The sequence below is a fragment of the Mesorhizobium sp. M0040 genome (assembly GCF_040323505.1).
Taxonomy (GTDB): domain Bacteria; phylum Pseudomonadota; class Alphaproteobacteria; order Rhizobiales; family Rhizobiaceae; genus Mesorhizobium.
The window spans coordinates 42,635-68,047 of the sequence record NZ_JAMYVA010000023.1 but is presented as its reverse complement, the minus strand read 5'-3'; the positions used below and the strand labels follow the sequence as shown (position 1 = coordinate 68,047).

Here is a 25,413-nt window from a genome sequence, read left to right as displayed (position 1 = left end):
GAGGTGACCATGGCCAAGCTGATCAAGAGACTGCCGACGCTGCCGGCGGAGCGCGCGCTGAAAGTGATTTCGGGCCGCTGGAAGGCGGTCATCCTGTACCATCTCTTCGACGGGCCCCGGCGGCTGTCGGCGCTGCAGGCGCTGATGCCCGATATCACCCAGAAAGTGCTGATCCAGCAGCTTCGCGAAATGGAAGAGCACGGCCTCGTCCGCCGCGAGATCTTTGCCGAGATACCTTCGCGCGTCGAATATTCGGCGACGCGGCTCGGCCTCAGCCTCGAGCCGATCCTGCTGGCACTTTGCCAGTGGGGCCAGCATCACGCCGACGAGCTGAATGAGATGGACCGCCTTGCCGATTGCGTCATCAGACCACGGCAAGCGCAGGACGCCCATGCCGTGTGAACAAAAAGGGCGGCGCATGCGCCGCCCCAATGCTTGGGAGAATTAATCCTTGGGAGGACTGCTCGAACCTGTGCTCAGGCCGCCTTGACTTCCTCGGCGACGGCATCGGCCTGACGCGCCGTCTTCAGCACCCTGGCCCACCATGCAATGTCGTTGACCAGCGCGGTTGCCGCCTGGTTGAGGTGCTCGAACTCATCGAGCGTCTTGTCGCCTTGCTTGACGGCAAGGAAATCGGCCCAGGCGATGTGTACGGCGGACTTCACCGGCGCCATCTGCAGCTCGACCGCATGCAGCCTCAGCTGCTCGACCGCGCGCGCGCCACCGACGCTGCCATAGCCGACGAAGCCGGCCGGCTTCTTGTTCCACTCGTTGGCGGCGTAGTCGATGGCGTTCTTCAGCACAGCCGTCGGGCCATGATTGTATTCCGCGGCGGTGAAGATGAAGCCGTCGAATCCGGCGACCTTCTTTTGCCAGCGCTGCGCCACTTCGTTCTGCGACGGCACCCAGGCGGAGGATGCGACCTCATCGAAGAACGGCAGCGGGAAATCGCGCAGGTCGACGACTTCAACGTCGATGTCGGCGTGCGACTTGGCTATCTTGGCAATCCATTGGGTCGGGACGTCGGCAAAGCGGGCCGCGCGGGTTGAACCAATGATGATGGCGATTTTGGGTTTTGACATAGAGGGGGCTCTCCTTACGGGAATACTGGTATCGTTTGGATACCTGAGCTATATGAGTAACTGGCCGCTCAATGTGCAAGGAGGCACTTTTTTGTTACCAAGGCACCCGCACCGCACCGAGGACTGCCGCGCCATCTCGGAAATCCTGCAGCGCGTCGGCGACAAATGGACGGTGCTCGTGGTCGGCAAGCTTGGCAACGGGCCGCTGCGTTTCAACGAGTTGCGCAGCGCGGTCGGCGGCATTTCGCAAAAGATGCTGACCACGACCTTGCGCGGGCTCGAGCGCGACGGCTTCGTTACGCGCACCGTGTTCCCGACCATCCCGCCGCGGGTCGACTACGAATTGACCGATCTTGGCTACGAACTGCTGGTGCCGGTCGATGCGCTCGGCGAATGGGCACGCAAGAACACCGAGCGCGTCAAGGCGGCGCGCGAGAAGTTCGACGCCATGCACAGCTGAACCCTTGTGCTGCAAGGGTTTGAACCTGTCGGGATCCTCCGGACGAGCCCTACTGCTGTAACTGCATCTTGCTCTTCGGCAGCTTCTCGATCCGATTCCATTTCGGGTTGGGACTGACCACCTTGCCGCCAATCGTGCAGGTCGTGGTCGTCTCCTTGCGGCAATTGCTCACCGTCGTGCCGCTGGTGTCGCATTTCGTCGCCGAGCAGATCTCGCACTTGGCCGCTTGCCCGTTGATGGTGCGGTTTTCCGACGTGCAGGTGGCGCCTGGATCGCCTTTTTTGACCTCGGCCAAAGCGCTTGCGGACGACAGGCAGAGCAAGGCTGCAAAGGCACCCGCCAGGGCAGCGTTCAGCATGTGTTGACGCATTGTCTTTCCTCCCAAGATCCCGTCGGTCGCGCTGCAGGCGCGCATGCGGGAACCCGTTAGCCAAAGACCACGCGGGATCGCTGTCCGCATCCCCCGCGCGGGAGAGACGGCTGTTTAAATCCGTCTTCTGGAATCAGGCCGGGTCAGCCTTCGGCCGGAACCGCCTTCGGCTTGCCTTCGCCGTCCAGCGCCACCATGACGAAGTCGGCATGGGTGACCTTCTCCATCAGGTCGGAGAGATAGCGCTGCGCCCAGGCCTCGACCTTGAGCGTCATCGAGGTGCGGCCGACGCGTTCGACATGCGTATAGATGCACAGCGTGTCGCCGATCTTCATCGGCTTGGCGAAGGACATTTCCTTCACCGCCGCCGTCACCACGCGGCCCTTGGCGCGCTCGGCGGCGCGGATGCCGCAGGCAAGATCCATCTGCGCCATCACCCAGCCGCCAAAAATGTCGCCTGCCGCATTGGCGTCGGAAGGCATGGCCAGCGTCCTGAGCGTCAGATCGCCGATCGGCCGCCCGTCCGCGTAATGCACCATTTGGCCAATCCTCTCGAAGCCGATTGTCCCGATCCCGTATCGTCATGGCACGGACAGGTCAACGCGCCACTGAACAGGTCGCGGCCTGAGGTTCGGCTATCGGTCGACAGTGTTGAAAAGATGCTGTGCGGAGCTAGACGAGCGCACCAGCAGGATTGCATTCCATGGCCGAGGTAAGAAAGCTTACCAATAGGCGTGCTTCACAAAGCGGGCCAGGGCGTCGGGACGTAGGCATAGGCGTTGCCCTCGCGAATAACATGACCGATGCCTGGAAAGGGCAGGTGCATGCCTGCGACGAGCAGGCCATCCGCCGACACCATGTCGAGCACCTTCTTGCGTGTGGCGATTGCGGCCTGCTGGTCCACGTCGAAGGCGATTGCCCATTCCGGATGCGCAAATTGCAGCGCGGAGGCGTGGATTACGTCAGTGAAGAGCAGCAGGTTGGCGTCACCAGTGCCAATTCGAAGCGCGAGATGCCCCGGCGTGTGTCCAGGCGCAGGCAACGCCCTGATCCCGGGCGCGATCTCGACTTCGCCTTCGATCTTCCGGACCTTGCCATGGTAAGGCACCAGCGATTTGCGCGCTATTTCGAAGTACGGTTTCATCTGGTCGGGCGCCTTGGACCGGATCCCGTCATCGTGCCAGAAAGCGAATTCCGGCGCGGCAACCACGACCTCCGCTGCCGGGAAGGCGGCCTTGCCTCCAATACCGACAAGGCCGTTGGCATGGTCGGGATGGAGGTGGGTGATGATTACCGTGTCGATTTCTTCCGGCCTGACGCCAGCGGCGGCGAGCGCCTCAGGTATATGTCCCAATATAGGCCCCATCGCCGATGCCGTGCCGGTATCGATCAGCACCCGTCTGTCGCCTTTGGTGACAAGGTAAGCATTGACCGAGGTCGGGAGTGGTTTTGGCAGGAATGCCTTTGCCAGCAGCGCTTCGGCGGCAGCCGTATCTGCGGAAGGGAAGAGTTCGAGGCCGAGATTGAGGTAGCCGTCGCTCAGTGCTGTGATCTCGAGGTCGCCGAGCATGAACCTGTGGGCGCTCGCAAGCGAAGCCGGAGACCGGGCGGCGATAGCCGCAGCGTTGCTCCCAAAGAGGCTGATCGGGGAAAGTAGCAGGGCGCTGGCACTAAAGGTGCCGATGCCGAACGTTCGACGGTCGATATTCATGGTCTTGTCCTTCGAATTGCAGATGAAGCTAGTCCCAGACTACGTCGTCGCTGCCGGGGCGGATGCCGACCGCTCGGACCACTCTTGGGCGGGGGTCGGCGCGGTTCATGGCCAACTCCTCGCGACATCAATAATCCGCCTCACAAACTGCGGGAATAGCGATGGGATGCAGTTCACTGCTGCAGCTTATGCAGCAGTGAACTTAAGCGGGTAAGGCCGCTGGTTTGGCCCTCCGAACGGCCTCGCTGAGCCCCGGCTTCGCCTACTGGACAGGTTGCCGGGGCTCGAGCGCTCGGCGCAACGTCGGCGCCTCTTGCTCGATATAATCCCACAGACGGTTCGAGATCGGCCCGTGCGGCCGGTCGCGGCGGCGCGCCACCACCAACTCCTCGGTACGGCCTGGCAGATGACGGCCGGCCATGGATTGCAGGCGTCCGTCGCGCAGTTCCTCCTCGATCAGGAAGCGGGGCATGTGGCCCCATCCGAGGCCCTGCAGGATGATTTCCTTCTTCATACCCTGATCGGCCACCATGCATTGCGGCGCACCCTCGATCATGAAGTAGTCTTGTTGCGGTGAATGGCGGGCCGTGTCGCGTATGACACATTGGGTGAACGCGTGCATCTGATCCGGCGTGATGGGGTGCTTGATGCGCTCCGGTAGAAAGCCCGACGCCACTACGGGAACGAATGGCACCTTGCACAGATCGATCCATTCCACCCGCGGATCGCTCTTGTCGATCCAGTGCAGGATCAAATCGGCTTCGTCATCGAAGAGGCGCTCCCACGGGCCGCCCACCGCCTCGAAGTGCAGATGCAGGCGTGTGCCCGGACACTGGGCGAAGAACCGTCCGAGCATGCCCAATGCCTGCGGGCGCGGGCAAAGGTCGCCGATCACCACATGGATCTCGCTTTCTTCGCCCATTGACAGCTGAGCAGCATGAAGCCGCAAGCCCTCGAGCTCGCGCAGCAGCGATTGTGCCCTGCGATGGAACGACAGCCCTGCCTCGGTGGGGCGCACGCGATAGCCGCTGCGATCCAAGAGAACGAGGTCGAGTTGCCGCTCCAGCTTTGCAACGGCTGCGAACACCGCCGGGTGCGAGCGATGCAGCATGGCCGCCGCAGGCTGAAAGCCGCCGCAGCGGACCACGGCATCGAAGCATTGCAGGTCGTGCAGGGTGAATTCGGCCATGTCAGCTTCTATTACAGAGATAGTCCTATCTTTGTAATATCGTCAAAAGCGCGCCGCTACTAGGCTTTGCCACATTCAACGCTCCAAGAAGGAAGGTGTATTCACCATGAATGAGCTGGATTTCGTGACCGTCGGCGATGGCACACGCATCGCCTACCGCATCGACGGCGATGCCGGGAAGCCCGTGCTGATGCTGTCGAATTCCATCGCCACCACGCTGCGGATGTGGGACATGCAGGTCGGCGAGTTGTCGAAGCATTTCCGTGTTCTGCGCTATGATTTTCGCGGCCACGGAGGGTCGAGCGTTCCGGCCGGCGCTTATTCGCTCGACCGGCTTGGCCGCGACGTGATCGAGTTGCTCGACGCCCTGGGCATTGAACGCGTACACTTCCTCGGTCTGTCGTTGGGCGGCTTCGTCGGGCAGTGGCTCGGCATCCACGCGCCCGAGCGGATCGAACGATTGATCCTGAGCAACACCTCATCCTACCTCGGACCGGCAAAGCAGTTTGACGAGCGGATTGCCGCCGTGCTGCAGGCGCCGGATATGTCCGAAACCGCCGAGATGTTCCTGGGCAACTGGTTTCCTGCGCGTATGCTGGCGGCCAACGAGCCCGTCATCGAAGAATTTCGCACCATGCTGCTGGCCATCGACCGGCAAGGCTTGGCTGGTCTGTTCGCGGCGGTTCGCGATGCGGACCTTCGCCGAACCATAGCGCTGATTTCCAGGCCAACGCTGGTGATCGCCGGCCGGCACGACACTGTGACAGCCGCCAGCCGTAGCGAGCTAATCGCGGCGACGGTGCCCGGCGCGAACCTGGTTGTCCTGCCCGCGGTCCACTTGTCGAACGTCGAGTACCCCGCCGAATTCATGGAGGCCGTGCTTGGTTTTCTGCGCTGAGATGGAGCACTGAGTGAAACCCCGTTTTCGAACATCCCCCGCATGGACCGCAACCTATGATGCACTAACGCGTAGCTCAGGCTAGACTGGGCAAGGTAGGTAGCGGATGACGGCTGACATGGAACTTGGCTTTCGCCCATTAACGCCCGATCTGTGGCCGGCGCTCGAGGACCTGTTCGGTGACAGCGCCGTCTGCAGTCGCTGTTGGTGTATGTACGGACGGATCGGTCGTTCTTACCGAAAGAGACCCGGCGAGGAAAACAAGGCAGCGTTCCGGCAAGCCGTCCAGCATGGTCCGCCTCCGGGTTTGCTTGCTTTCGACGGCGATGTGGCTGTCGGCTGGTGTCAGGTGACACCGCGAGATGCCCTGCCCTGGCTCGATCGGCTATGGCAGCTCAAGCGCGTGGACGACAGGCCGGTCTGGTCCCTGTCCTGCCTCTACGTGCGAAAACGATACCGCAGGCGGGGCGTAACATTCCAGCTGATTGCGGAAGCACTGGAAGTCGCAAGGCGCGCAAATGCTCCGGCACTCGAAGCCTATCCTTTCGAGGCCGACGTATCGCCGAGTGCTTCCGGCAGCGGATATGCCTCCACCTTCGCGCGCGCCGGGTTCAGGGTCGTCGCTCGCAGAACGCCGGCCCGCCCGATCATGCGCTATGATTTCAAGCAGATTGCCGATCATCGCCTGTGATCGCAGCTTGAAGTTTCGGCTATGGGTGGAAAGTTGTCATCCAGCCGCTATTGCGCCCGCTTCTCTTCTCGCTTTTGCGAGGATGGTCGTCTCCGGCGCAACGGCAAATTGCTCACAAAATGCATCGATGTGATGCTGGCCCCGACCCGCGTCTCCAACGGCAACAAGGGCCAAGCCCCAGGCGAGGTCTGTTTGCACATAGTTTTCCAACGAAAAACGTCGAAATTTCATCTTGGATCGTCGTTCGAAACTAGCAGCAACGTCCTTTAGTGCGGTGATTCTGGACCAGTCCTGCTGGGCAGCATTGAGCGCCGCCAAAGCTGCGCGTTCAACCTGATAGGAGCTATCGCTACTATAGAATGAGCACCAGTTGGGAATCCGGCCCGATGAATCTATCGGGTCAATGCAAAGGTCAAAATTCGCTGACTTCGCCGTCCTTTTCCACCGGAGGCTTCCGCCTCTGAAAAGTGGCACAAAGTCGATCGAGACGCCCCAACAGGCGGAGAAGGTCATGCCTTTCAACATCTGAAATTTCAGCAGATAGCGTATGTGATCTGTTGGACGGCCAACCCAGAACAAATCCCCTACTCGTTGAAAATCGGATGCCAAGCCGCCTTCCAATGCTCCAGCGGCAATGTCGCCCAACGCTTTACCACGCTGAGGCGCACGACCGAGGTCTGGCTGCCGACGAAATCTTTCGATCAAGCGGGAGAACATCTAACCTCTTCAACGGCAATCGTAAATGTTGAGCGTCACCGGCGAACATTACTGATCGTGCGGATCAATTCAATGACCGAGCGCGAACGGCAGCCTTCGGTCATCCCTGCTCGAACACATCGGCATTGATTGCTAAAAACACGTATAATTGTTGCAGTAGCAAAACTAACTACGGCAACAAGCGGCCATTCAAACCGAATATCACCAGTCGCTTTTTTCACATCGGATGCCGGAAGACCCGGCGACGCCGCGTCGCGCCCAAGCCTAGGTTAGAGCCGAATTCCGGAGCCAGCCGCAGCCACCATGCAGACCTATGATTTCATCATCGTTGGCTCCGGTTCGGCCGGCTCGGTCCTGGCCGAAAGATTGTCGGCTTCCGGCCGCTTCTCGGTGCTGGTGCTGGAAGCCGGCGGCAGCGACCGCCGCTTCTACGTGCAGATGCCGCTCGGCTACGGCAAGACCTTCTTCGACCCGGCGGTCAACTGGAACTACAAGGCCGAGCCGGACCCCGGTCTCGCCGGCAATGTCGACCACTGGCCGCGCGGCAAGCTGCTCGGCGGCTCGAGTTCGATCAACGCCATGGTCTGGATCAGGGGCGCGCGCGAGGATTTCGATGCCTGGCGGGATGCCGGCAATCCCGGCTGGGGCTTCGACGACCTGCTGCCTGCGTTCAAGGCGCTGGAGGACAACCAGGCCGGCGCCGACCAATGGCGCGGCGTCGGCGGGCCGCTGCATATCACCGACTGCTCGACCTCCGTCCATCCGCTCACCAAGCGCTATCTCGCCGCCGCCAATCAAGCCGGCCTGCCGCTCAACCCGGATTTCAACGGCGCCTTCCAGGAAGGCGTCGGCGTCTACCAGATCACTACCAGGAACGGCCGCCGCATGTCGGCGGCGCGCGCCTTCCTGCACCCGGCGATGAAGCGCAAAAACGTCCGCGTCGAGATCAACGCGCTGGCAACAAAAATCCTGTTCGAGGGCAAGCGCGCCGTCGGCATCGAATATCTCCAGAATGGCGAGACAAAGACCGCCCGCGCCGGCCGCGAGGTCATTCTCTCCGGCGGTTCGGTGAATTCGCCCCAATTGCTACAGCTTTCAGGCATCGGCCCGTCGGCGCTTCTTGCTGGTCTGGGCATTCCTGTCGTTCACGCCAACGAAAATGTCGGGGCAAACCTGCAGGACCATGTCGGCATCAACTACACTTTCAAGGGCAGGCTGCCGACGCTCAACCAGATCCTGCGCCCGTGGTGGGGCAAGCTGCTGGTCGGCATGCAATATGTCCTCCTGCGATCGGGTCCGCTGTCGCTGTCGATGAACAATGCCGGCGGCTTCTTCCGCACCGATCCGGCCGCGGCACGGCCCAACATGCAGCTCTATTTCCAGGCGTTTTCGACCGTCATTCCGAAGAGCGGCGAACGCCCGATCCTGACGCCCGATCCATGGCCGGGCTTTTCCATCGGGCTGTCCAATTGCCGTCCGTCGAGCCGCGGCGAAATCATGATCCGCTCCGCCAATCCGCGCGATTATCCCAAAATCGTCGCCAATGCCTTTTCGACCGAGGCGGACGTCGCTGAAATGCTGGCGGCGGTGAAATTCGTCCGGAAGATCGCCTCGATGCCGGCAATGGCCGAGATCATCGAGGAAGAGGTTTTGCCTGGTCCCTCGATCACCTCCGACGCCGATCTCATTCAGGATTTCAGGAAGCGCTCGGGCACCGTCTATCACCCGGTCTCGACCTGCCGCATGGGGCCGGACGCGGCGCACGCCGTCGTCGATCCGCGCCTCAAGGTGCACGGCATCCAGACCTTGCGCGTCATCGATGCCTCGATCTTTCCCGACAACATAACCGGCAACACCAACGCCGCCGCGATCATGACCGGATGGAAGGGCGCCGAACTGGTATTGGAGGATCAAAAATGAAAATCACCGACGTCAAGACCTGGGTTGTCGGCAATCCGCCACCCGGCATCGGCGGCAAGTATTTCATTTTCGTCAAGCTCACCACCGATGGCGGCGTCGTCGGCTATGGCGAGGCCTACAACGCCACCTTCTCGGCTCATGTCACGGCGAAAATGGTTGAGGACATGGCCGAACGCTATCTGATCGGCCGCGATCCGCACGATATTGAGACCTTCTTCCGCCGCGCCTATTCGTCCGGCTTCACCCAGCGCCCCGACGTGTCCGGGATGGGATGCTTTTCGGCGCTCGAAATCGCCTGCTGGGACATTATCGGCAAGGAGGCCGGCAAGCCGGTCTACAAGCTGCTTGGCGGCCAGGTACACGAAACGCTGCGTTCCTATACCTACCTTTACCCGCACAGCGGCAGCGTCCACTCCGAGGACGCCCGCGGCAAGAACGTCTATAACGACCCCGATCTGGCCGCCGCCTGCGCGCTCGAATATGTCGAGCAGGGTTTTAACGCGGTCAAGCTCGACCCAGCCGGCCCCTACACCGCCTTCGACGGCCACCAGCCGCGCCTCGTCGACATCGATCTCTCCGCCCGCATGGTCAAGGCGATCCGCGAGGCGGTCGGCACAAGAGCCGACATCCTGTTCGGTACGCACGGCCAGTTCACCGCATCGGGCGCGCTGCGCCTCGCCCGCGCCATCGAGCCCTATGATCCGCTGTGGTTCGAGGAGCCGGTGCCGCCCGACATGCCCGAGGTCATGGCTCAAGTGGCAAGGGGCACGTCGATCCCCATCGCGACAGGGGAAAGACTGACCACAAAATTCGAATTTGCCCGCGTCATCGAAAACCGTGCGGCGACCATTCTTCAGCCCGACCTTGGCCGCTCCGGCGGCATTCTCGAAACCAAGAAGATCGCCGCCATGGCCGAAGCCTACCACATCCAGGTCGCGCCGCACTGCTACTGCGGTCCGATCGTCGGCGCCGCCAACATCCAGCTCGCGGTAACGCTGCCCAACTTCCTCATTCTGGAATCGCTGAAACAGTGGGACGGTTTTCACGCGAAGCTGCTCAAGAAGAAGATCGAATGGCAGGACGGCAACGTCATCCCGTCGAAGGAGCCAGGCCTCGGCGTCGAACTCGACGAAGCCGTCTGCGAGGCGCATCCCTGGACCGGCAAGGACCTGCATTTGCAGATGATGCAGACACCGCTGATGCCGTGACCTGTCGAGCGGGCGACAATGTCACGCGATTTCAACGCGTTGGACGCAGGATCGGAATCACCGCCGAAAGAACTTGAATCAATCCCTCAATGCCTTGATTCAATATCTCAGCGTCAATGCGCCGGGCAGGATTTCGAAGGTCGCCGGTATGCGACCCGGCGATTCGCCGTCTATGTCGATCAGCGCGGCGTTCTTTTGCACATCGCCGAGCGGCTCGACAACCACTTTCTTGCCGCGCAGGATGGTGATCGCCGGATGGTTGCGGTGCCGCCCGCCATAGAGCAGGCGGATGTCCCAGATCAGCTTCAGCTTGCCGGCGGCGCGCAGGATGACGATGTCGAACTCGCCGTCGTTAAGCTCGGCGTCGGGCGCGATCATCATGCCGCCACCGAAGAATTTTCCGTTGGCCACCGCCACCAGCGCCGTGCGCGCCTGAACCGGGGCACCGTCGTCGACGGTGATCGCAACCTCCTGGAACCGATAGCGGAGGAATTCCCAGACCGTGCGCCAGTAGAACAGTGCCTTGGCCGAAACCTTGCCCTTGCGCTTGTCGGCGTTGACCGCGCGGTCGGTAGCGCCGGAAAGCCCCAGGCTGGCGATGTTGATGAAATGGCGGCTGGCCAGTGCGCCATGGTCGTCGACATAGCTGATGCAGCCGGCATCGATCTTGCGCGGCTTGGCCTCGGCAATCCGCTTCAGCGTCAGATCGACATTGTTCGACAGGCCGAGCCCGCGGGCGAAGTCGATGCCGGTGCCGCAAGGCAGCAGCCCAAGTTCGGCCGTCCGGCCGCTTTCCCGGAAAGCCTTCAGCAGCCCGTCGGCGACTTCGCTGGCGGTGCCGTCGCCGCCGGCCGCGATCACCAGCTCGAAGCCGATGGCGGCAAGGTCGAGCGCCAGCCGTTCGGCATCCCCCTCGGCCTGCGTTTCACGCAGCTCGAAATCACCGAAATGTCTTTTCAGCGAAGCCGCAACCTCGGGCCAATGCCGCTTGAGGCTGCCGCCGCCGGCGATCGGATTGAGAACCACCGCGACCTTCAAGCCTGCCTCCCCAAGGCCATCGAACACGCCTTCCAATCATTTGCCGGCATTGAAGCCCGCGCCGGGCCGCGGGGCAAGGGTCGATTACCCGACAATGCGGCTTCGGCATCGAGGCGGCAAATCCCGACCGGCGGCGGCAGAGATCGGAAGGTCGCTATTTTGGCAGGGTCAGTCCCCGATAATCCCGCTATCCACAGGCATGCGGCAGTTCCGCCAAACGCTTATCCGACGTACGTTAAAACCCATCTCAGGCGGCTACCGATCGCCACGCCGAAAGGCAAAGCGGAACGGCGGATTTCCTGAGGCCCGTACGGCCCTGAACGAGAACAGGCTTGCTTGTTGGAGGGATGGACGCCGAGACCTACGGGGCCGCGGAAAGCGTGCGAACGCCGACGGCGGACCGATGCTGCCATGAAGGACGGCAAAAACCTTCGATGGCGCGCTGGGCAAAGCTCGCAAGAGTGGAGACCGGCGTGGTCCGGAACGGACGCTGCCTTCGGGCGGCGACTGGCAGGACCGTCAAAATCAAGGCCGGCATGGCGCGACATCTTTCGGGAGTTGCTGCCGCGACCGTGTCCTGATCTGACAGGGAGGCGCTGGGAGAAATCCCGGCGCCGACTGTCTTTGTGGCCCCGCCTGACGATTTTGCCGGCGACGCTTCACGCTGCGCCAAAATCAGCTACTATCCATTTGCCGTCGGGGGCCGTTTAAAAGGGCTGACGGCAGGGGGACATTTCATGACGCTCATCCAGAAGCTTGCTGTTGCCTATGCCTTCCTGTTCTTCGGCGTTGTTGCCATCGGCTATGTGCCGGCTTTCAACGACGCCGGCGGCAATCTGTTCGGCCTGTTTTCGCTGCAGTGGTATGACGATTTGCTGCACGCCTTCTCCGGCGTCTGGGCGCTGGCGGCCGCCTTCATCTCGCACCGCCAGGCGGTGTTCTATTTCAAGCTGTTCGGCTCGGTCTATCTGTTCGACGGCGTGCTCGGCCTGGTCACCGGTTCCGGCTGCCTCGATGGCGGCATTTTCATCAACGGCTTCCGCTCCCTCAACGACATCGAATTCCCGGCCCGCTTCTTCGCCAACCTGCCGCACATCGTCATCGGCGGCTTCGCCGTCTACGTCGGGTTCTGGCTGTCGAAACGTGTGTACGACCATTTCGCCACGGCCTGACCGGCCATGTTCCTGTTTCGCTGGCTGAAGCGCATCATCAAGGCGATCCTCTGGCTCGTCGTCATTGTCGTGTTGATCCCGATCGCCGGGCTGGCCTACGGCTTTCTCACGACGCCGTCGCTGGACACAACACCATTGCCGGGCATCGCCGAGGGTGCCCCGCCGAAGGCGCTGGCCGACAAGGTCCGTGCCGAGATTCCCGGCTACCAGCGGCCGGAGGAATCGACCTTTCTCACCTATCCGGAATGGGCCATCGTCTACGCCGCGCGCGAATATGCCGGCTTCGTCGACAAGAACCAGCCGAGCGGTTTTCCCTATCTCTCCTATATCGGCCGCTTCTGGCAGGACTATGCGATGGTCATCCGCGCCAGCTCCACCTACAAGTTCAACCTCGACAACCACCAGATGCTGGTGATCATCGGCATCAGCCACACGATCGAGCACGCCATCCAGTGGGCCTATGAAAATACGGTCGGCCGCATTACCGAAGCGACAGCCGGCAAGCGCACCGCCGTCGACATCTACCAGGCCAAGGTCGCGGCCGACTACGCCGGTTTTCTCGACCAGGTGCCGTGGTACCAGTTTCCCTATGCCGAAAAACGTGCCGGCCTGTTTGCCGTCCAGCCGGCAGCGGACGACAGCGCCTTCCGCACTAGCGAACGCAAGCTCGCCTTCGGCCTCGCCGACACCATCAAGCAGGGCTACGCCGATCTGATCAAGTCGGCGCTCGCCGCCACCACCGACCCGGCCTTGCTCGACATTCACGTCTGGGCCAAGGGTCCGGTCAGCGAGGTGACGCGCAACGAGCCCGACACCTTGCTGGAGCGCGATCTCGGCGCCGACGGCACGGTCTTCGTCACCAGGCGCTATCAGGTGTTCACCGACATGATCCCGCGCCTGATCGACAAGGGCGTCTCCTTCGTCGAGATCGGCGGCAATGACGAGATCATGGTCACCATGCTTTCCAATGACGAGATCAATGTTCCCGAAGGTGCACGCACCTTGTTCAGCTACCCGCTTCCGGCGGAACCCTCCACGCGCCGCACTGGCCTGACTGTCGCCGTGCGCAAGCTGCACATTGTGCTGCCGGCGCTGATGACGGCAGGCGCCAGGCTCGAGCACGTCTACGATTACTGAGGCCTTTCAGTCACAGCCGGCCTCGGCAAGACGTAGCGTGATGCTCCGCCACGCTCATTCCACAATCGCGGCCAAATCCCGCCTTGTTCCGCAACGATTGATGATGCCGTAGACACGTTGTCTTGCGCACATGTGCCAGGCAACTCGGAGGGACAAGACCGTGATCAAGACCGCCCTTGTCGCCATGACCATCGTCGGCTGCGATTGCGACGCCAGGCTTTGCGAATATATCGGCGAGACGCCCGCCAAATGGTCGACCATCGCCGAATGCGAAGCGGCGATGAAAAGCCAGATGCTGCACGAGCGCAATTTCGACTATCCGCTGGTCTCCGGCATCTGCCGGACACAGAACTCGTCTTCGTCATCGCAGCTCGCTGCGACCGCTTCCGAGCCTGAATTGACGACGGCCAGCACCGCAGCGACAGACCCGCTGCCACCGGAACTGAGCCATCGGCCCAGTGCTGCGGTCGGAACGCAGGCCACGGCGACGGAAACGGAAGCCGTCCGGCCGGTCGCCTATGAAGCGGCGGTCGATGGCGGCAGCGCCCTGCTCTACCGCACGAAGGCCGGCTACGCCGTGGTCAAGACCGATCTCGGCCGCGCCGCATCGGCAACGATCGGCATCGCCAGGCGTTCGGCGAACTGGCTGGCGGCGAAGCTGCCTGACGGTCTGTAGCCGCCGCTTCAGGCCGTGCCGATCAGTGCCTTGACGGCGCGATAAAAAATCGACGAAAACAGCTCGCCCGGATCGTATTGCAGCTTCTTCGCCAGGAAGGACGGGAGTTCCGGATAGGAGGCAAGCAGTTCCTTGCCTGTGTAGTGGAGCTGGTAGGGCAGGAAAAAACGCCCGCCATGCTTGATCGTCACGTCGATCAGCGCCCTTGTCAGCGCCCGCATCCTGGCATTGCCGTCGGCGTCTGTCGGCTGATTGATGTAGAGCACCAGCGAATAGGCCGGCTCCGGCGCATAATTCAGCGCCACATCCTCCTTGTGGACGATGCGTACCGACGCGTTGAGCACCGGCAGGGTCTGGTTGCGCAGGATCTCGCGCGCTTCCGCGATGAACGGGTTATAGGCCGCCCGCGGGATGAAATACTCGTGCAGGATGTCGGTCTCATCGAGCAGATCGTTGAACAGATAGGGCACTGAATCGTGCATCGGATTGTTGCGCGTGACGAGGCAGGCCTCGCCCTCCGCCATTGCCGTCGTCCGCGCCACCGTGCAGCTCTCGAATTGCGGCTCCAGCGTCTTTTCGGTGAACCATTTCAGCTCCTGGAACAGGCTGCCCCATTTCGCCAGGTTGATGATCACCCGCTTGAGCCCGACCGAACCCGGTTCACCGATTGCCGGCTGGTCGGCCGGCGGCTGGTCGGCCACCTTGTCATAGCGGTAGACGATCATATCCTCGAGGAAATTGCCCGGCGCAGTCGACAGATGCCCATAAAACAGACCGATCGCCCTGTTTGGCTCCAGAACCTCGGCGAAGAACGTCGGGAAATCGTCCGATTTGATGATCTCGCGTGAGGTCCGGTAGACGGCGTTGTCGACGATGTCGAGTGTCGCCTCCAGCACCACGCCGAACAGGCCGTAGCCGCCGACGACGTGGCGGAACAACTCGGTATTTTCGGCCGGTGAGCAGGTCGTCACCGAGCCGTCGGCCAGCATCACCCGCATCGATCGGATCGAGCCGGCGACCGAGCCGGCCTGGTGGTCCATGCCATGGGCGTTGACCGACAGCGAGCCGCCGACCGAAAAGATGTCGGTCGACTGCATCGCCTTCACCGCGAAGCGCGGGTGCAAAAGGTTCTGGATGTCGTGCCAGCGCGCGCCCGGCTGCAAGGTCATCATCTTGGCCGCCGGGTCGACACTGACCTTGTTGAATTTGCGCATGTCGAGGACCAGCGCGTTATCGTCGAAGGCGTGACCGCCCATCGAATGGCGCACCGCCGCGACCGAGACCTTCAGGCTATTGGCGCGGGCAAAGGCCAGCGCGCTCGCGATGTGGTCTTCCTCGCTGACTTCGACGACGCCGTAGACCGGCGTCATCGACAGGCCGCTGGCATCGTTGATGTCGCCGCCCTTGGTCAGCCATGGCAGCGACGGATCGTAGGCTGGCGGGCCCTCCAGCGGCTTCTGCGCCAGGTCAATTCCATCAATGTCGGCGATGCGTCCGGAATTCTTCTGCCCCGACGGACCGCGCGCCAGGCGCGCCACGGTCGTGCCGCCCCAGAGCATCGCGCCGCCGACCACCGCCGCACCCAGCAGCAGCCGCCGCGACAGGCGAAACCCCTTGCGTTCTTCGAACATAGCCCCACCCCACTGTCCCAGGAATAGTGCCTGATGGAGACAAAAACCAGTTGCCAATCAGACGTTCGGCGAACGATGATCCGGTTTTGTCTGGCGAAAATGTCGAAAGCAGTCGCATCATGAAGCTTGCAGCCCGTATCGCGCTTGCCCTGTTGCTTGCGTTTGCTCCGGCATCAGCCGACGCGCAAACTCCTGGTCGGGGCGACGACAAGGTCGTCAGCGTAGCTGGCGACGATCCGGAGATGGCGGCCGGTATCGAGCAGGCGCGTGCCAGTCTCGACGACTTCCTGGTATTGGCCGACGCACCGCCATCCGGAACGGCCGACTTCCAATTGAAAGTCGTGGTCAGGGACGGGGACGCCACTGAACATTTCTGGGTCTTTCCCTTCCACCGGACGGCGGCCGGATTTGCAGGAACCTTGGACAACGAGCCGCAGACCGTGCACAACGTCCTGGCAGGCCAGGAGATCGAATTCAGCCGGGACGATATTTCCGACTGGGGCTACATGAAGAACGGCCGCCGGGTGGGAAGTTTCACTATCTGCGTTCTCTTCAAGAAAATGTCGAAGGAAGACGCCGACTATTATCGCCAGAACTATGGCTTCGATTGCTGACGGCTGAATTCTAGTTCAACCGGCTTCTACATCCTTCACGCCGATCTTGCGCACCAGCGCCGCGGTCGCCAGGATCGTGGCCATGTCGGCGATGATCGGCGCAACATGCGTGGCATAGTCGAGCGGCACAGAGATGTCCGGCAGCTCGAAGAAGTTCTTCGTCTGCGGAAGCAGCAGAAAGCCGTCGCTGCCGTTGAGCGCGACGCGTGCCGGTTCCTTCGGCCATGTTTCGCCAAGCCATTCGAGCGCCTGCGCCAGCCGGCCGGTCACCAGCGGCCGCGCCGCCTCGATATTGTCGGTGCGGAACTCGTAGGCGGCATCGAGCTCCGGCACGCCGCTGGACAGTTCCTGCATCTTGCTGCCGAAGATGCCGCGGAAGAAGCCGACGACCTTGTTGGTCCGGCGCGCGGCCACCAATGTGCCGGGGAACGGCACGATCGTCTCGAAGGCGACGATGACGCCCTTGAACACTGCCGTCGTGCTCTTGCCCGTCCCTTCCCGGAGATCTGCTTCGTAAAGCTCGAACGCAAACCCCTCATAACGGCCGGAAAAAACATCATCGAAAGATTGCCGGTTGAACGGACCAACCGTCTCGCGCGGCAACCGGTCGAACGAATTCGGCTTGACGTTGTGCCGGTACCGCATGTCCTCGATGAAGCCGAAGATGATCGGCAACAGCGTGCTGCGAAACGACTGCTGCAATTTGCTCGCCGGCTTGATCGCCTGGAAATAGAGCAGGATCGCCGCCAGGAATCCGCCGATATAGAGGAACACATGCGGGGTCGAGAACCACTGCTCGTTGGGGTCGGCAACCCCGTTGAAGAGCCAGGCCACAAGCGCCACGAACACCAGCACCAGCCCGATGAAAAGTGGCACCCGCCAGCGCGTCCGGCGATGGGCCGAAGCTCGTTGCGCCTCATAGGCCTCGATGTTCTTCCTGAGGCCGGCGATCACCGCTTCGCTCGGCATGAAATCCGCAGTTTCCATCACCCACCCGCCGCCACAAGCCTGCCCGCGCTGGGCATGATAGCCGGTTTGGTGGACCGCGTCAGCGCACGGCACCGAAGACCGCATCGAGGCGGGCTAGAACCCTTTGCCTGGATTTTCCCGCCAGCGTTTCAACCGGGACCAGCCGCTCGTGATCGCCGGCGCGCAGCCGCATGAAGGCATGCAGCCGGTAGGCGGCGATGGCCCCGCGCGTGCCGGGATCGTCGCTGATGTCGACGACGAGAATGGCGCCGATGCGGCCGGGCCATGGCTGCCGCGCGAAGGCGGTGCCGATGAAATCGCCGAGCCCATAGGCAACGAGTGTCTTGCCGATCCGCTCGATCGGCTGCACGACATGGGCATGATGTCCGGCGATCAGGCCGATGCCATGTTCGGCCAGAAGTCGCGCCATTGCCCGCGTCTTCGCACGTGGAAAATGCCGGAATTCCCAATCCCAATGCGGCACCGCGCAGAGGAGGTCGACACCCGAAGCGGCAGCGTGCGGCCATTGCGTCGGATCGGCTTGCATCGAGACTCGGCCCGCGAACTGAGCCTCGTCGGTATTGCGCCACAAGGTAAAGGCGGCAAGGCCTATGGTCCGCGAACCAACCGCAAACCGCTCGACCGGAGCCGCAGTGCCGATCGTGCGGATGCCTAATTGCTCCAGCGCGGCGACGGTCTCGTCGAAGCCGGCAATACCCTGGTCGAGCACATGGTTGTTGGCCAGCGACAGCACCAGTTTTTCACGCGAAATGCCGGCGGCGGCTAGCGCCTCGGCAAGGAACCGCTCGCTCATCGCGTGGTGCGTGCCAAGCCTGGTGCCCAAAACAGCGCTCGGCCGCTCCACCACCGGGCTTTCGCAATTGCCGACCACCAGATCGGCCGAGGCAAGCAGTGCCGCAATCGCCGGATCGCAGTCCGGCGCGCGGCGATTGGCCACCGCCGAGATATCGCCGACGAAAGCCAGCCGCACCGTCCGCGCCGGCGGCGGCTCGATCAGGGTCGCTGCCGCAGGCGCAAAGCCGCGCGCGTCGCCGTCGAGCGAAGGCCGGAGGAAGCGTGGCAGCCAGGACAGTTTGTAGGAAAGCGGATAGTTCGACACGCGACGCCCAATCGTTTTGCCTTGTGTAGACCGTCCGCCGGATTGATTGAAGCGTCGACTGTTGTGGGTGAACCACAGGGCCACAGGCGCAGCGAACCAAATGCGTGTATGATCCACTGCGGAGCGACAAAAGGGGCGATCACGATGAAGCGTTTTTCCAGGCTGGTGGCGTGCGCCATCATTCTTCTCCTGCGGCTGGCGTTACCCAGCGCCGCGGCTCCCGAACCGGCGGCCCTGTTCGAGGCAAAAACCGTGACTGAGCGCGACAGCGCTCTTGCCGCTCTGGAAGCCGCCGCGCCGGGCGATCCGGCAGCCGCCTATGCCGCCGGCGCCGGCGAATTCTTCACCGCGCTGGAGATACTGGCCGGCGGCCTGCACCGCCACGGTTTCGACAGCCCGCAATCCTTCATGCTGCCGCTGATGCGGCTGCCGGTGCCGGACAATGCCAATCCCGAGCCGCTGACCTACGAACAATTCCGCGCCATTCTCGTCGCCTTCCGCGACCGGCTGGAGAAATCCGCAGCCACGCTGGGTTCGGTACCCGCCGACGCTGACATCGGCATGGTCATCGACCTCACCCGCCTCGGCATCGACCTCAACGAGGACGGCACGATCGCGCCGGACGAAAGCGCCGCGGCGATCATGGCGTCTCTGTCACGCGGCGGCGGTGCGCCAGACGCGGCCGCACCAGCCCTCACCTTCCGCTTCGACCGGGCCGACGGCTACTGGCTGCAGGGCTATGCCGAGTTCCTGATGGCGCAGGCCGACTTCTGGCTGGCGCATGAGTTCAGAAACACGTTCGACGGCTCCTTCCACATGCTGTTCCCGCGCGCAAAACTGCCACTGCAGGACACGCTCGTTCCGCTGGACGGTGGCATGGGCGGCAGCATTCTGTCGTCCGAATGGCGTCTCGCCGATTTCATCTCCCTGGTGCATCTCATTAACTGGCAAGTGGTCGAGCCTGAGCGCCGGCAAGCGGCACGCCGCCATCTCATGGAAATGATCCGGCTGTCGCGCGAGGACTGGAAAGCCATCCGCGCCGAAACCGACAATGACCGCGAATGGCTGCCCGGGCCGCAGCAGAAAGGCGCCAGCCCGCTGACCGGTCTCGAAGTCGGCGAGCAGCAGGTGCAGGCCTGGCTCGCTGCCTTGGCCATGGCCGAGGATCTGCTGGAAGGCCGCACCTTGCTGCCGCATTTCCGCATCGCCGACAAAGGCATCAACATGAAGCGCTTCTTTGATGAGCCAAAAACCTTCGACCTGGTGCTGTCGATCACCGGCCCGGCCATCGCGCCCTATCTAGAACGCGGGAAGATTCTCACCAGCGAGGAGTTCGACCAGATCCAGCGCCAATTCGGCGGCGCCGGGTTTCTGACGTTCGCGCTTTGGTTCAACTGAGGGCGTGCTTAGACGCTACTCCTGACAGCCTGCTGTCAGGAGCCAAATTGCGCCTCGCGCCACCGGCCACTCCGCTCTTTCCATTTTGGCCGATACCTCCCATATTCGGTCCATGGCCAGACTCCCCGACAAGAAAACGCCTCCGCCGGCGAATGACGAGCGCGCTTCACCGCCCAAGCGGCTCAGTCCGCTGACCGATTTCCTCGATGCCTCGGAGCCCCTGTACAAGGGCGGCTTTGCCGAGGCGCCGCAGACCGAGTTCACCGGCGCCCCGCTGACCGGCTCGATCGCCGACTGGGCCGAGCAGATAGAGCAGGAAGCCGAGAAGGAAGGGCGCCAAATCTCCCCCCTCGAGGGGGAGATGTCGCCGAAGGCGACAGAGGGGGTCGCCGGAGGCAGCGCGGGACGCAAAGGAACGTCGAGTACTGCCGCACCGACCCCACCCGGCGGCTCCGCCGCCACCCTCCCCTCGAGGGAGAGGGAAGGCGCCAAGTCTGCCAAGAAAATCCCCGAGCGCTCCTCTTCCCCCGGCCGTACGGCACGCGGTACCTCGATGGGCGGCGCGGCTTCGGCGCGGGAGCGCACCGCGGCCGGTCTCAACCCTGTCGCCGGCCTCGATGTCTCCCTGGAAGAGGCCGAGACCATGGCTTCGGGCGGCGTCACCGCCACCGTCGCGGCGCTGTCGGCGCTGATCGAATCCGGCAATCCGCTGCACAAGGACGGCGTGCTGTGGACGCCGCACCGTCCCGCCCGGCCGGAAAAATCCGAAGGCGGCATCGCCATCAAGATGGTCTCGGATTTCGAGCCCGCCGGCGACCAGCCGACGGCGATCAAGGATCTCGTCGAGGGCGTCAACAGCAACGACCGCACCCAGGTTCTGCTCGGCGTCACGGGCTCGGGCAAGACCTTCACCATGGCCAAGGTGATCGAGGAGACGCAGCGCCCCGCTCTGATCCTGGCGCCCAACAAGACGTTGGCCGCGCAGCTCTATTCCGAATTCAAGAAATTCTTCCCGGAAAACGCCGTCGAGTATTTCGTCAGCTACTACGACTATTACCAGCCTGAGGCCTATGTGCCCCGGACCGACACCTACATCGAGAAGGAATCCTCGATCAACGAGCAGATCGACCGCATGCGCCATTCGGCGACGCGCTCGCTGCTCGAGCGCGACGACGTCATCATCGTCGCCTCGGTGTCCTGCATCTACGGTATCGGCTCGGTCGAGACCTATACGGCGATGACCTTCCAGATGCAGATCGGCGACCGGCTCGACCAGCGCGCGCTGCTCGCCGACCTCGTCGCCCAGCAATACAAGCGCCAGGACATCAACTTCGTCCGCGGCTCGTTCCGGGTGCGCGGCGACACGATCGAGATCTTCCCGGCCCACCTCGAGGACCGCGCCTGGCGCATCTCGCTGTTCGGCGACGAGATCGAGGCGATCACCGAATTCGACCCTCTGACGGGCCAAAAGACCGGCGAGCTGAAGAGCGTCAAGATCTATGCCAATTCGCACTATGTGACGCCACGCCCGACCTTGAACCAGGCCATCAAGTCGATCAAGGAAGAGCTCAAGCACAGGCTGGTCGAACTCGAACGGGCCGGTCGGTTGCTCGAGGCGCAGCGGCTTGAGCAGCGCACCCGCTTCGACCTGGAGATGCTGGAAGCGACGGGCTCCTGCGCCGGCATCGAGAATTACTCGCGCTATCTGACCGGCCGCCAGCCGGGCGATCCGCCGCCGACCTTGTTCGAATACATCCCCGACAACGCTTTGGTCTTTGTCGACGAAAGCCACGTCACCATACCGCAGATCGGCGGCATGTATCGCGGCGACTTTCGCCGTAAGGCGACGCTGGCCGAGTATGGGTTCCGCCTGCCGTCCTGCATGGACAACCGGCCGCTGCGCTTCGAGGAGTGGGACGCCATGCGCCCGCTTTCCGTTGCGGTTTCCGCAACGCCCGGCGGTTGGGAGATGGAGCAGTCCGGCGGTGTCTTCGCCGAACAGGTCATCCGCCCGACCGGCCTGATCGATCCGCCGGTCGAGGTGCGCCCGGCCAAGACGCAGGTCGACGATGTCGTGGGCGAAATCCGCGAGACCACCAGGGCCGGCTACCGCACGCTGGTCACCGTGCTGACCAAACGCATGGCCGAGGACCTGACCGAGTATCTGCACGAGCAGGGCATTCGTGTGCGCTACATGCACTCAGACATCGACACGCTGGAGCGTATCGAGATCCTGCGCGACCTGCGCCTCGGCGCCTTCGACGTGCTGGTCGGCATCAACCTGCTGCGCGAAGGCCTCGACATTCCCGAATGCGGTTTCGTCGCCATCCTCGATGCCGACAAGGAAGGTTTTCTCCGCTCCGAGACCTCGCTGATCCAGACCATCGGCCGCGCCGCCAGGAACGTCGACGGCAAGGTCATCCTCTATGCCGACCAGATCACCGGCTCGATGGAGCGGGCAATGGCCGAGACCAACCGCCGTCGCGAAAAGCAGATGGAGTGGAACGCGGCCAACGGCATCACCCCGGAATCGGTCAAGTCGCGCATTTCGGACATCCTGGACTCGGTCTACGAAAAAGATCATGTCCGCGCCGATATCTCGCAGTTCACCGACAGCGCCGGCGCGATGATGGGCAACAATCTGAAGGCGCATCTCGACGCCCTGGACAAGCAGATGCGCGACGCCGCCGCCAACCTCGATTTCGAGAAGGCCGCCCGCATTCGCGACGAGATCAAACGGCTGCGCGAGATGGAGCTGTCCATCTCCGACGACCCGCTGGCCAAGTATGCCGACATGGAAAGCCCGGTCTCGGGCCGCGAGAAGGGCAAGCACAATAAAGGCGTGGCCAAACATCGCACATCAGAGGAACAGGAGCGTTTCCGCAAGCTCGACGAGGCACGTGCCGCCGAAGAGGCGGCCCGGCCCAATCTCTTCCGCAAGCCGGCGCTCGACGAAATGGGTGCCGATGGCGCCGTGCCGGTGAAGAAGCCGCTGTTTTCGAAGCCCTCGCTCGACGCCATGGGGCCGGGCACGGATATGCCGACCCCGGCCGGCGCAGTGTCGCGTTCGCTGTTCAAGAAGCAGTCGGCCGAAGAGGCGCACGGCTCCGATTTCGGCATCCCGGGCGAACCGACCAAGCCGCTGTTCAAGAAGAACTCGCTCGACGAGTTGACCGTGCGGCGCACCGAGAAGCCGGTCGAGGGAAAAGTTCCGGCGAAGCAGCAGCCGATCTCCCCCCGTGTGGGGGAGATGCCCGGCAGGGCAGAGGGGGGCGCGAAGGATCGCGACGATTTTGCAAAACCCATTGTCCGCCAGCGCGCCGGCATCGGCTCCTACGAAGACCCCGCCGACGCCCGCCGTGAAAAGCGCCGGCCCGGCAAGACGGGTCGGCCGGGACGGTAGCGAGCTTCCCTTCTCCCCTTGTGGGAGAAGGTGGATCGGCGCGCAGCGCCGAGACGGTTGAGGGGTGCTGGACGGATCGCCGTCGGTGCCAAGCTGGAGCACCCCTCATCCGACCGCTTCGCGGCCACCTTCTCCCACAAGTGGAGAAGGGGGAGCCTAGCCACTTGCCATCGGCCCTACCCTTGGTGTAGCCAGTTTCTACAACTCGAACGTCTTGAAAGGAGGGCTGCGTGTTATTTTCTCACCACCGTCAGCGCGGCCCTGTCCCTGCCCTGCGAGCTTGCTTGCAGGGCTGACCAGAGACGGTCCGGGTTTTTCTTCCCGCTTCGATTTTTTTGGTCCGCCCTTCGTGGTGCTGCAACGCTGAGCCTGATGGCCAGCCTGCGCACCGTCAAAGTGCATTGAACCGGAATTCGCTCCGGACAGACCAGAGAAATCGACATGGCCCTGATCAGCCTCAAGTCTCTCGGCGTCACCATGAGTGCGCCGCTCTTCTCCAACCTCGACCTCACCATCGGCACCGGCGACCGGCTCGGCATCGTCGCCGCCAATGGTCGGGGCAAATCCACTTTGCTGAAGTGCCTGACCGGCGAGATGGAGCCGACATCAGGCGACATCACCCGCACGCGCGGCCTGCGCGTCGGCTATGTCGAGCAAGTCGTCCCCGCAGCCTTGGCCGGGCGTAGCTTTCATGAGGTGGTGGCCGACGCCTTGCCGGCCGAGCAGGCCGAAAGCGAGCAATGGCGCGTTGACGTGGTTCTCGACTCGCTCGACGTGCCGCAGCCGATGCGAGCGCGGCCGATGCGGGCCTTGAGCGGCGGCTGGCAAAGGCTGGCGCTGATCGCCCGCGTCTGGGTCACCGACCCCGACGTCCTGCTTCTCGACGAGCCGACCAATCACCTCGATCTCGGCAAGATCAGCCAGCTCGAGACCTGGCTGAACGCGCTGCCACGTGAGGTGCCGCTGGTGATTGCCAGCCACGACCGCGCTTTTCTCGATGCTACGACCAACCGGACGCTGTTCCTGCGCCCCGAACAGTCGCCGGTATTCTCGCTGCCCTATTCACGAGCCAGGGACGCATTGAGCGAAGTCGATGCCTCGACCGAGCGCAAATTCCAGCGCGACATGAAAGTGGCGCAGCAGCTGCGCCGGCAGGCCGCCAAGCTCAACAATATCGGCATCAATTCCGGCAGCGACCTTTTGACGGTCAAGACCAAGCAGCTCAACCAGCGGGCAGAGCGTCTGGAAGAAGCGGCAGCGCCGGCACACCGCGAAAGATCGGCGGGCGCGATCAAGCTCGCCAATCGCGGCAGCCATGCCAAGGTGCTGATCACGCTCGACGATTTGGTGGTCGGAACACCTGACGGCACGGTTCTGTTCAGCACCGGCAAGCGCCACATCTGCCAAGGCGACCGCATCGTCCTGCTCGGCCGTAACGGCGTCGGCAAGTCACGGCTGATCGGCCTGATCCGGAACGCCATCGTCGAGCCGGAAACGGCGGCGCAAAGCCTGAAGGTGACGCCGTCGACGGTGCTCGGCTATAGCGACCAGGCATTGTCGGGCATCGGCGGCGACGACACGCCGCTGGCGATGCTCTCGCGCAGATTCGATGTCGGCGAGCAGCACGCCCGCTCGCTGCTGGCGGGCGCCGGCGTCAGCATCGACATGCAGGAGCGCAGGATCGGCGTGCTGTCGGGCGGACAGAAGGCGCGGCTGATGATGCTGGCGCTGAGGCTCGCCAATCCCAATTTCTATTTACTCGACGAGCCGACCAATCATCTCGATATCGATGGTCAGGAAGCACTGGAAGCGGAATTGCTGGAACATCAGGCGAGTTGCCTGCTTGCCTCGCACGACCGCTCCTTCATCCGCGCGGTTGGCAACCGCTTCTGGCTGATCGAGAAACGGCGATTGACCGAGATCGACAGCCCGGAGGAGTTCTTCCGGGAGGTTGCCGAAGCCGGCGGCTGAAGGCTTGCGGAAAAAAATTCCGGCGCTCTGTCGGATGA

At 62.9% G+C, this 25,413-nt stretch carries 23 protein-coding genes; 13 read left to right on the top strand and 10 right to left on the bottom strand.

The features are described 5' to 3' along the window. Window positions 1-9: 9 nt before the first annotated feature. Complete coding sequence (locus NKJ91_RS20095) at window positions 10-402, top strand: winged helix-turn-helix transcriptional regulator (RefSeq protein WP_352456953.1); 393 nt, start codon at window positions 10-12, stop codon at window positions 400-402. A 74-nt stretch (window positions 403-476) separates the two neighbouring features. Here NKJ91_RS20095 and NKJ91_RS20090 read toward each other — a convergent pair whose 3' ends face one another. Beyond that, on the bottom strand, window positions 477-1,082 hold the full coding sequence (locus NKJ91_RS20090; RefSeq protein WP_352456952.1) for an NADPH-dependent FMN reductase: 606 nt from the start codon (window positions 1,080-1,082) through the stop codon (window positions 477-479). A 91-nt stretch (window positions 1,083-1,173) separates the two neighbouring features. Between NKJ91_RS20090 and NKJ91_RS20085 the strand changes: the two genes are divergently transcribed. Then, entirely contained in the window at window positions 1,174-1,542 is a 369-nt protein-coding gene (locus tag NKJ91_RS20085) for a winged helix-turn-helix transcriptional regulator (protein ID WP_023678378.1), read from the top strand. Between the two features lie 49 nt (window positions 1,543-1,591). Here the strand turns inward: NKJ91_RS20085 and NKJ91_RS20080 are convergent, their stop codons facing one another. From NKJ91_RS20080 to NKJ91_RS20065, 4 genes are all read right to left on the bottom strand, one after another. Next, complete coding sequence (locus tag NKJ91_RS20080; RefSeq protein WP_352456951.1) at window positions 1,592-1,912, bottom strand: hypothetical protein; 321 nt, start codon at window positions 1,910-1,912, stop codon at window positions 1,592-1,594. Window positions 1,913-2,055: 143 nt separating this feature from the next. Beyond that, the gene (locus tag NKJ91_RS20075) at window positions 2,056-2,451 is read right to left on the bottom strand and encodes an acyl-CoA thioesterase (protein WP_023678380.1); all 396 of its coding nucleotides are present in this window, start codon (window positions 2,449-2,451) and stop codon (window positions 2,056-2,058) included. A gap of 200 nt (window positions 2,452-2,651) precedes the next feature. Beyond that, window positions 2,652-3,623: an MBL fold metallo-hydrolase gene (locus tag NKJ91_RS20070; protein ID WP_352456950.1), complete on the bottom strand. Its 972-nt coding sequence runs from the start codon at window positions 3,621-3,623 to the stop codon at window positions 2,652-2,654. Window positions 3,624-3,885: 262 nt separating this feature from the next. Beyond that, window positions 3,886-4,812, bottom strand: a complete 927-nt coding sequence (locus NKJ91_RS20065; protein ID WP_352456949.1) for a LysR family transcriptional regulator — start codon at window positions 4,810-4,812, stop codon at window positions 3,886-3,888. Between the two features lie 106 nt (window positions 4,813-4,918). On the opposite strand from NKJ91_RS20065, the gene NKJ91_RS20060 reads away from it, so the two are divergent. Then, window positions 4,919-5,710, top strand: coding sequence for an alpha/beta fold hydrolase (locus tag NKJ91_RS20060; protein WP_352456948.1), 792 nt, complete (start codon window positions 4,919-4,921; stop codon window positions 5,708-5,710). Window positions 5,711-5,816: 106 nt separating this feature from the next. After that, window positions 5,817-6,401 carry a GNAT family N-acetyltransferase gene (locus NKJ91_RS20055; RefSeq protein WP_352456947.1) on the top strand — a complete coding sequence of 195 codons (585 nt, stop codon included), beginning with the start codon at window positions 5,817-5,819 and terminating at the stop codon, window positions 6,399-6,401. Between the two features lie 36 nt (window positions 6,402-6,437). Here the strand turns inward: NKJ91_RS20055 and NKJ91_RS20050 are convergent, their stop codons facing one another. Beyond that, window positions 6,438-7,118, bottom strand: coding sequence for a hypothetical protein (locus tag NKJ91_RS20050; RefSeq protein ID WP_352456946.1), 681 nt, complete (start codon window positions 7,116-7,118; stop codon window positions 6,438-6,440). 303 nt (window positions 7,119-7,421) lie between these two features. Here NKJ91_RS20050 and NKJ91_RS20045 point away from each other — a divergent pair, with 303 nt between their 5' ends. Together NKJ91_RS20045 and NKJ91_RS20040 are read left to right on the top strand one after the other, a co-directional pair. Then, a complete protein-coding gene (locus NKJ91_RS20045; protein WP_352456945.1) occupies window positions 7,422-9,038 on the top strand; it encodes a GMC family oxidoreductase in 1,617 nt (538 codons plus the stop codon). Further along, window positions 9,035-10,246 (top strand): mandelate racemase/muconate lactonizing enzyme family protein, encoded by a 1,212-nt coding sequence (locus NKJ91_RS20040; protein ID WP_352456944.1) that lies wholly within the window; start codon window positions 9,035-9,037, stop codon window positions 10,244-10,246. The genes NKJ91_RS20045 and NKJ91_RS20040 overlap by 4 nt, the downstream gene beginning before the upstream one ends. A gap of 99 nt (window positions 10,247-10,345) precedes the next feature. On the opposite strand, the gene NKJ91_RS20035 is transcribed toward NKJ91_RS20040, so the two are convergent. Beyond that, the gene (locus NKJ91_RS20035) at window positions 10,346-11,284 is read right to left on the bottom strand and encodes a diacylglycerol/lipid kinase family protein (protein WP_352456943.1); all 939 of its coding nucleotides are present in this window, start codon (window positions 11,282-11,284) and stop codon (window positions 10,346-10,348) included. Window positions 11,285-12,021: 737 nt separating this feature from the next. Between NKJ91_RS20035 and NKJ91_RS20030 the strand changes: the two genes are divergently transcribed. The 3 genes from NKJ91_RS20030 (at window position 12,022) to NKJ91_RS20020 (ending at window position 14,269) form a co-directional block, all read left to right on the top strand. Beyond that, the gene (locus NKJ91_RS20030) at window positions 12,022-12,456 is read left to right on the top strand and encodes a DUF4383 domain-containing protein (protein ID WP_023719157.1); all 435 of its coding nucleotides are present in this window, start codon (window positions 12,022-12,024) and stop codon (window positions 12,454-12,456) included. 6 nt (window positions 12,457-12,462) lie between these two features. Further along, window positions 12,463-13,593, top strand: a complete 1,131-nt coding sequence (locus tag NKJ91_RS20025) for a hypothetical protein (RefSeq protein ID WP_352456942.1) — start codon at window positions 12,463-12,465, stop codon at window positions 13,591-13,593. Between the two features lie 160 nt (window positions 13,594-13,753). Then, window positions 13,754-14,269 carry a hypothetical protein gene (locus NKJ91_RS20020; RefSeq protein WP_352456941.1) on the top strand — a complete coding sequence of 172 codons (516 nt, stop codon included), beginning with the start codon at window positions 13,754-13,756 and terminating at the stop codon, window positions 14,267-14,269. A gap of 8 nt (window positions 14,270-14,277) precedes the next feature. On the opposite strand, the gene NKJ91_RS20015 is transcribed toward NKJ91_RS20020, so the two are convergent. Continuing rightward, complete coding sequence (locus tag NKJ91_RS20015; RefSeq protein WP_352456940.1) at window positions 14,278-15,900, bottom strand: FAD-binding oxidoreductase; 1,623 nt, start codon at window positions 15,898-15,900, stop codon at window positions 14,278-14,280. Between the two features lie 119 nt (window positions 15,901-16,019). Here NKJ91_RS20015 and NKJ91_RS20010 point away from each other — a divergent pair, with 119 nt between their 5' ends. Next, window positions 16,020-16,514, top strand: coding sequence for a YegJ family protein (locus NKJ91_RS20010; RefSeq protein WP_352456939.1), 495 nt, complete (start codon window positions 16,020-16,022; stop codon window positions 16,512-16,514). Between the two features lie 15 nt (window positions 16,515-16,529). Here NKJ91_RS20010 and NKJ91_RS20005 read toward each other — a convergent pair whose 3' ends face one another. Next, entirely contained in the window at window positions 16,530-17,501 is a 972-nt protein-coding gene (locus NKJ91_RS20005; RefSeq protein ID WP_352456938.1) for a hypothetical protein, read from the bottom strand. A gap of 61 nt (window positions 17,502-17,562) precedes the next feature. After that, the gene (locus tag NKJ91_RS20000; RefSeq protein WP_352456937.1) at window positions 17,563-18,603 is read right to left on the bottom strand and encodes a CapA family protein; all 1,041 of its coding nucleotides are present in this window, start codon (window positions 18,601-18,603) and stop codon (window positions 17,563-17,565) included. Window positions 18,604-18,747: 144 nt separating this feature from the next. On the opposite strand from NKJ91_RS20000, the gene NKJ91_RS19995 reads away from it, so the two are divergent. The 3 genes from NKJ91_RS19995 (at window position 18,748) to NKJ91_RS19985 (ending at window position 25,375) form a co-directional block, all read left to right on the top strand. Beyond that, window positions 18,748-20,001, top strand: coding sequence for a hypothetical protein (locus tag NKJ91_RS19995; protein ID WP_352456936.1), 1,254 nt, complete (start codon window positions 18,748-18,750; stop codon window positions 19,999-20,001). A 112-nt stretch (window positions 20,002-20,113) separates the two neighbouring features. Beyond that, complete coding sequence (gene uvrB / locus NKJ91_RS19990; RefSeq protein ID WP_352456935.1) at window positions 20,114-23,404, top strand: excinuclease ABC subunit UvrB; 3,291 nt, start codon at window positions 20,114-20,116, stop codon at window positions 23,402-23,404. Between the two features lie 441 nt (window positions 23,405-23,845). Continuing rightward, window positions 23,846-25,375, top strand: coding sequence for an ABC-F family ATP-binding cassette domain-containing protein (locus tag NKJ91_RS19985; protein ID WP_352456934.1), 1,530 nt, complete (start codon window positions 23,846-23,848; stop codon window positions 25,373-25,375). The last annotated feature ends 38 nt before the right edge of the window (window positions 25,376-25,413 follow it).

Excerpts from the sequence above, each read along its gene's own strand:
- NKJ91_RS20095 (WP_352456953.1), top strand. The coding sequence starts at position 10 with ATGGCCAAGCTGATCAAGAGACTGCCGACGCTGCCGGCGGAGCGCGCG.
- NKJ91_RS20090 (WP_352456952.1), bottom strand. The coding sequence starts at position 1,082 with ATGTCAAAACCCAAAATCGCCATCATCATTGGTTCAACCCGCGCGGCC.
- NKJ91_RS20080 (WP_352456951.1), bottom strand. The coding sequence starts at position 1,912 with ATGCGTCAACACATGCTGAACGCTGCCCTGGCGGGTGCCTTTGCAGCC.
- NKJ91_RS20075 (WP_023678380.1), bottom strand. The coding sequence starts at position 2,451 with ATGGTGCATTACGCGGACGGGCGGCCGATCGGCGATCTGACGCTCAGG.
- NKJ91_RS20070 (WP_352456950.1), bottom strand. The coding sequence starts at position 3,623 with ATGAATATCGACCGTCGAACGTTCGGCATCGGCACCTTTAGTGCCAGC.
- NKJ91_RS20065 (WP_352456949.1), bottom strand. The coding sequence starts at position 4,812 with ATGGCCGAATTCACCCTGCACGACCTGCAATGCTTCGATGCCGTGGTC.
- NKJ91_RS20060 (WP_352456948.1), top strand. The coding sequence starts at position 4,919 with ATGAATGAGCTGGATTTCGTGACCGTCGGCGATGGCACACGCATCGCC.
- NKJ91_RS20055 (WP_352456947.1), top strand. The coding sequence starts at position 5,817 with ATGACGGCTGACATGGAACTTGGCTTTCGCCCATTAACGCCCGATCTG.
- NKJ91_RS20050 (WP_352456946.1), bottom strand. The coding sequence starts at position 7,118 with ATGTTCTCCCGCTTGATCGAAAGATTTCGTCGGCAGCCAGACCTCGGT.
- NKJ91_RS20045 (WP_352456945.1), top strand. The coding sequence starts at position 7,422 with ATGCAGACCTATGATTTCATCATCGTTGGCTCCGGTTCGGCCGGCTCG.
- NKJ91_RS20040 (WP_352456944.1), top strand. The coding sequence starts at position 9,035 with ATGAAAATCACCGACGTCAAGACCTGGGTTGTCGGCAATCCGCCACCC.
- NKJ91_RS20030 (WP_023719157.1), top strand. The coding sequence starts at position 12,022 with ATGACGCTCATCCAGAAGCTTGCTGTTGCCTATGCCTTCCTGTTCTTC.
- NKJ91_RS20025 (WP_352456942.1), top strand. The coding sequence starts at position 12,463 with ATGTTCCTGTTTCGCTGGCTGAAGCGCATCATCAAGGCGATCCTCTGG.
- NKJ91_RS20015 (WP_352456940.1), bottom strand. The coding sequence starts at position 15,900 with ATGTTCGAAGAACGCAAGGGGTTTCGCCTGTCGCGGCGGCTGCTGCTG.
- NKJ91_RS20010 (WP_352456939.1), top strand. The coding sequence starts at position 16,020 with ATGAAGCTTGCAGCCCGTATCGCGCTTGCCCTGTTGCTTGCGTTTGCT.
- NKJ91_RS20005 (WP_352456938.1), bottom strand. The coding sequence starts at position 17,501 with ATGGAAACTGCGGATTTCATGCCGAGCGAAGCGGTGATCGCCGGCCTC.
- NKJ91_RS19995 (WP_352456936.1), top strand. The coding sequence starts at position 18,748 with ATGAAGCGTTTTTCCAGGCTGGTGGCGTGCGCCATCATTCTTCTCCTG.
- uvrB (WP_352456935.1), top strand. The coding sequence starts at position 20,114 with ATGGCCAGACTCCCCGACAAGAAAACGCCTCCGCCGGCGAATGACGAG.
- NKJ91_RS19985 (WP_352456934.1), top strand. The coding sequence starts at position 23,846 with ATGGCCCTGATCAGCCTCAAGTCTCTCGGCGTCACCATGAGTGCGCCG.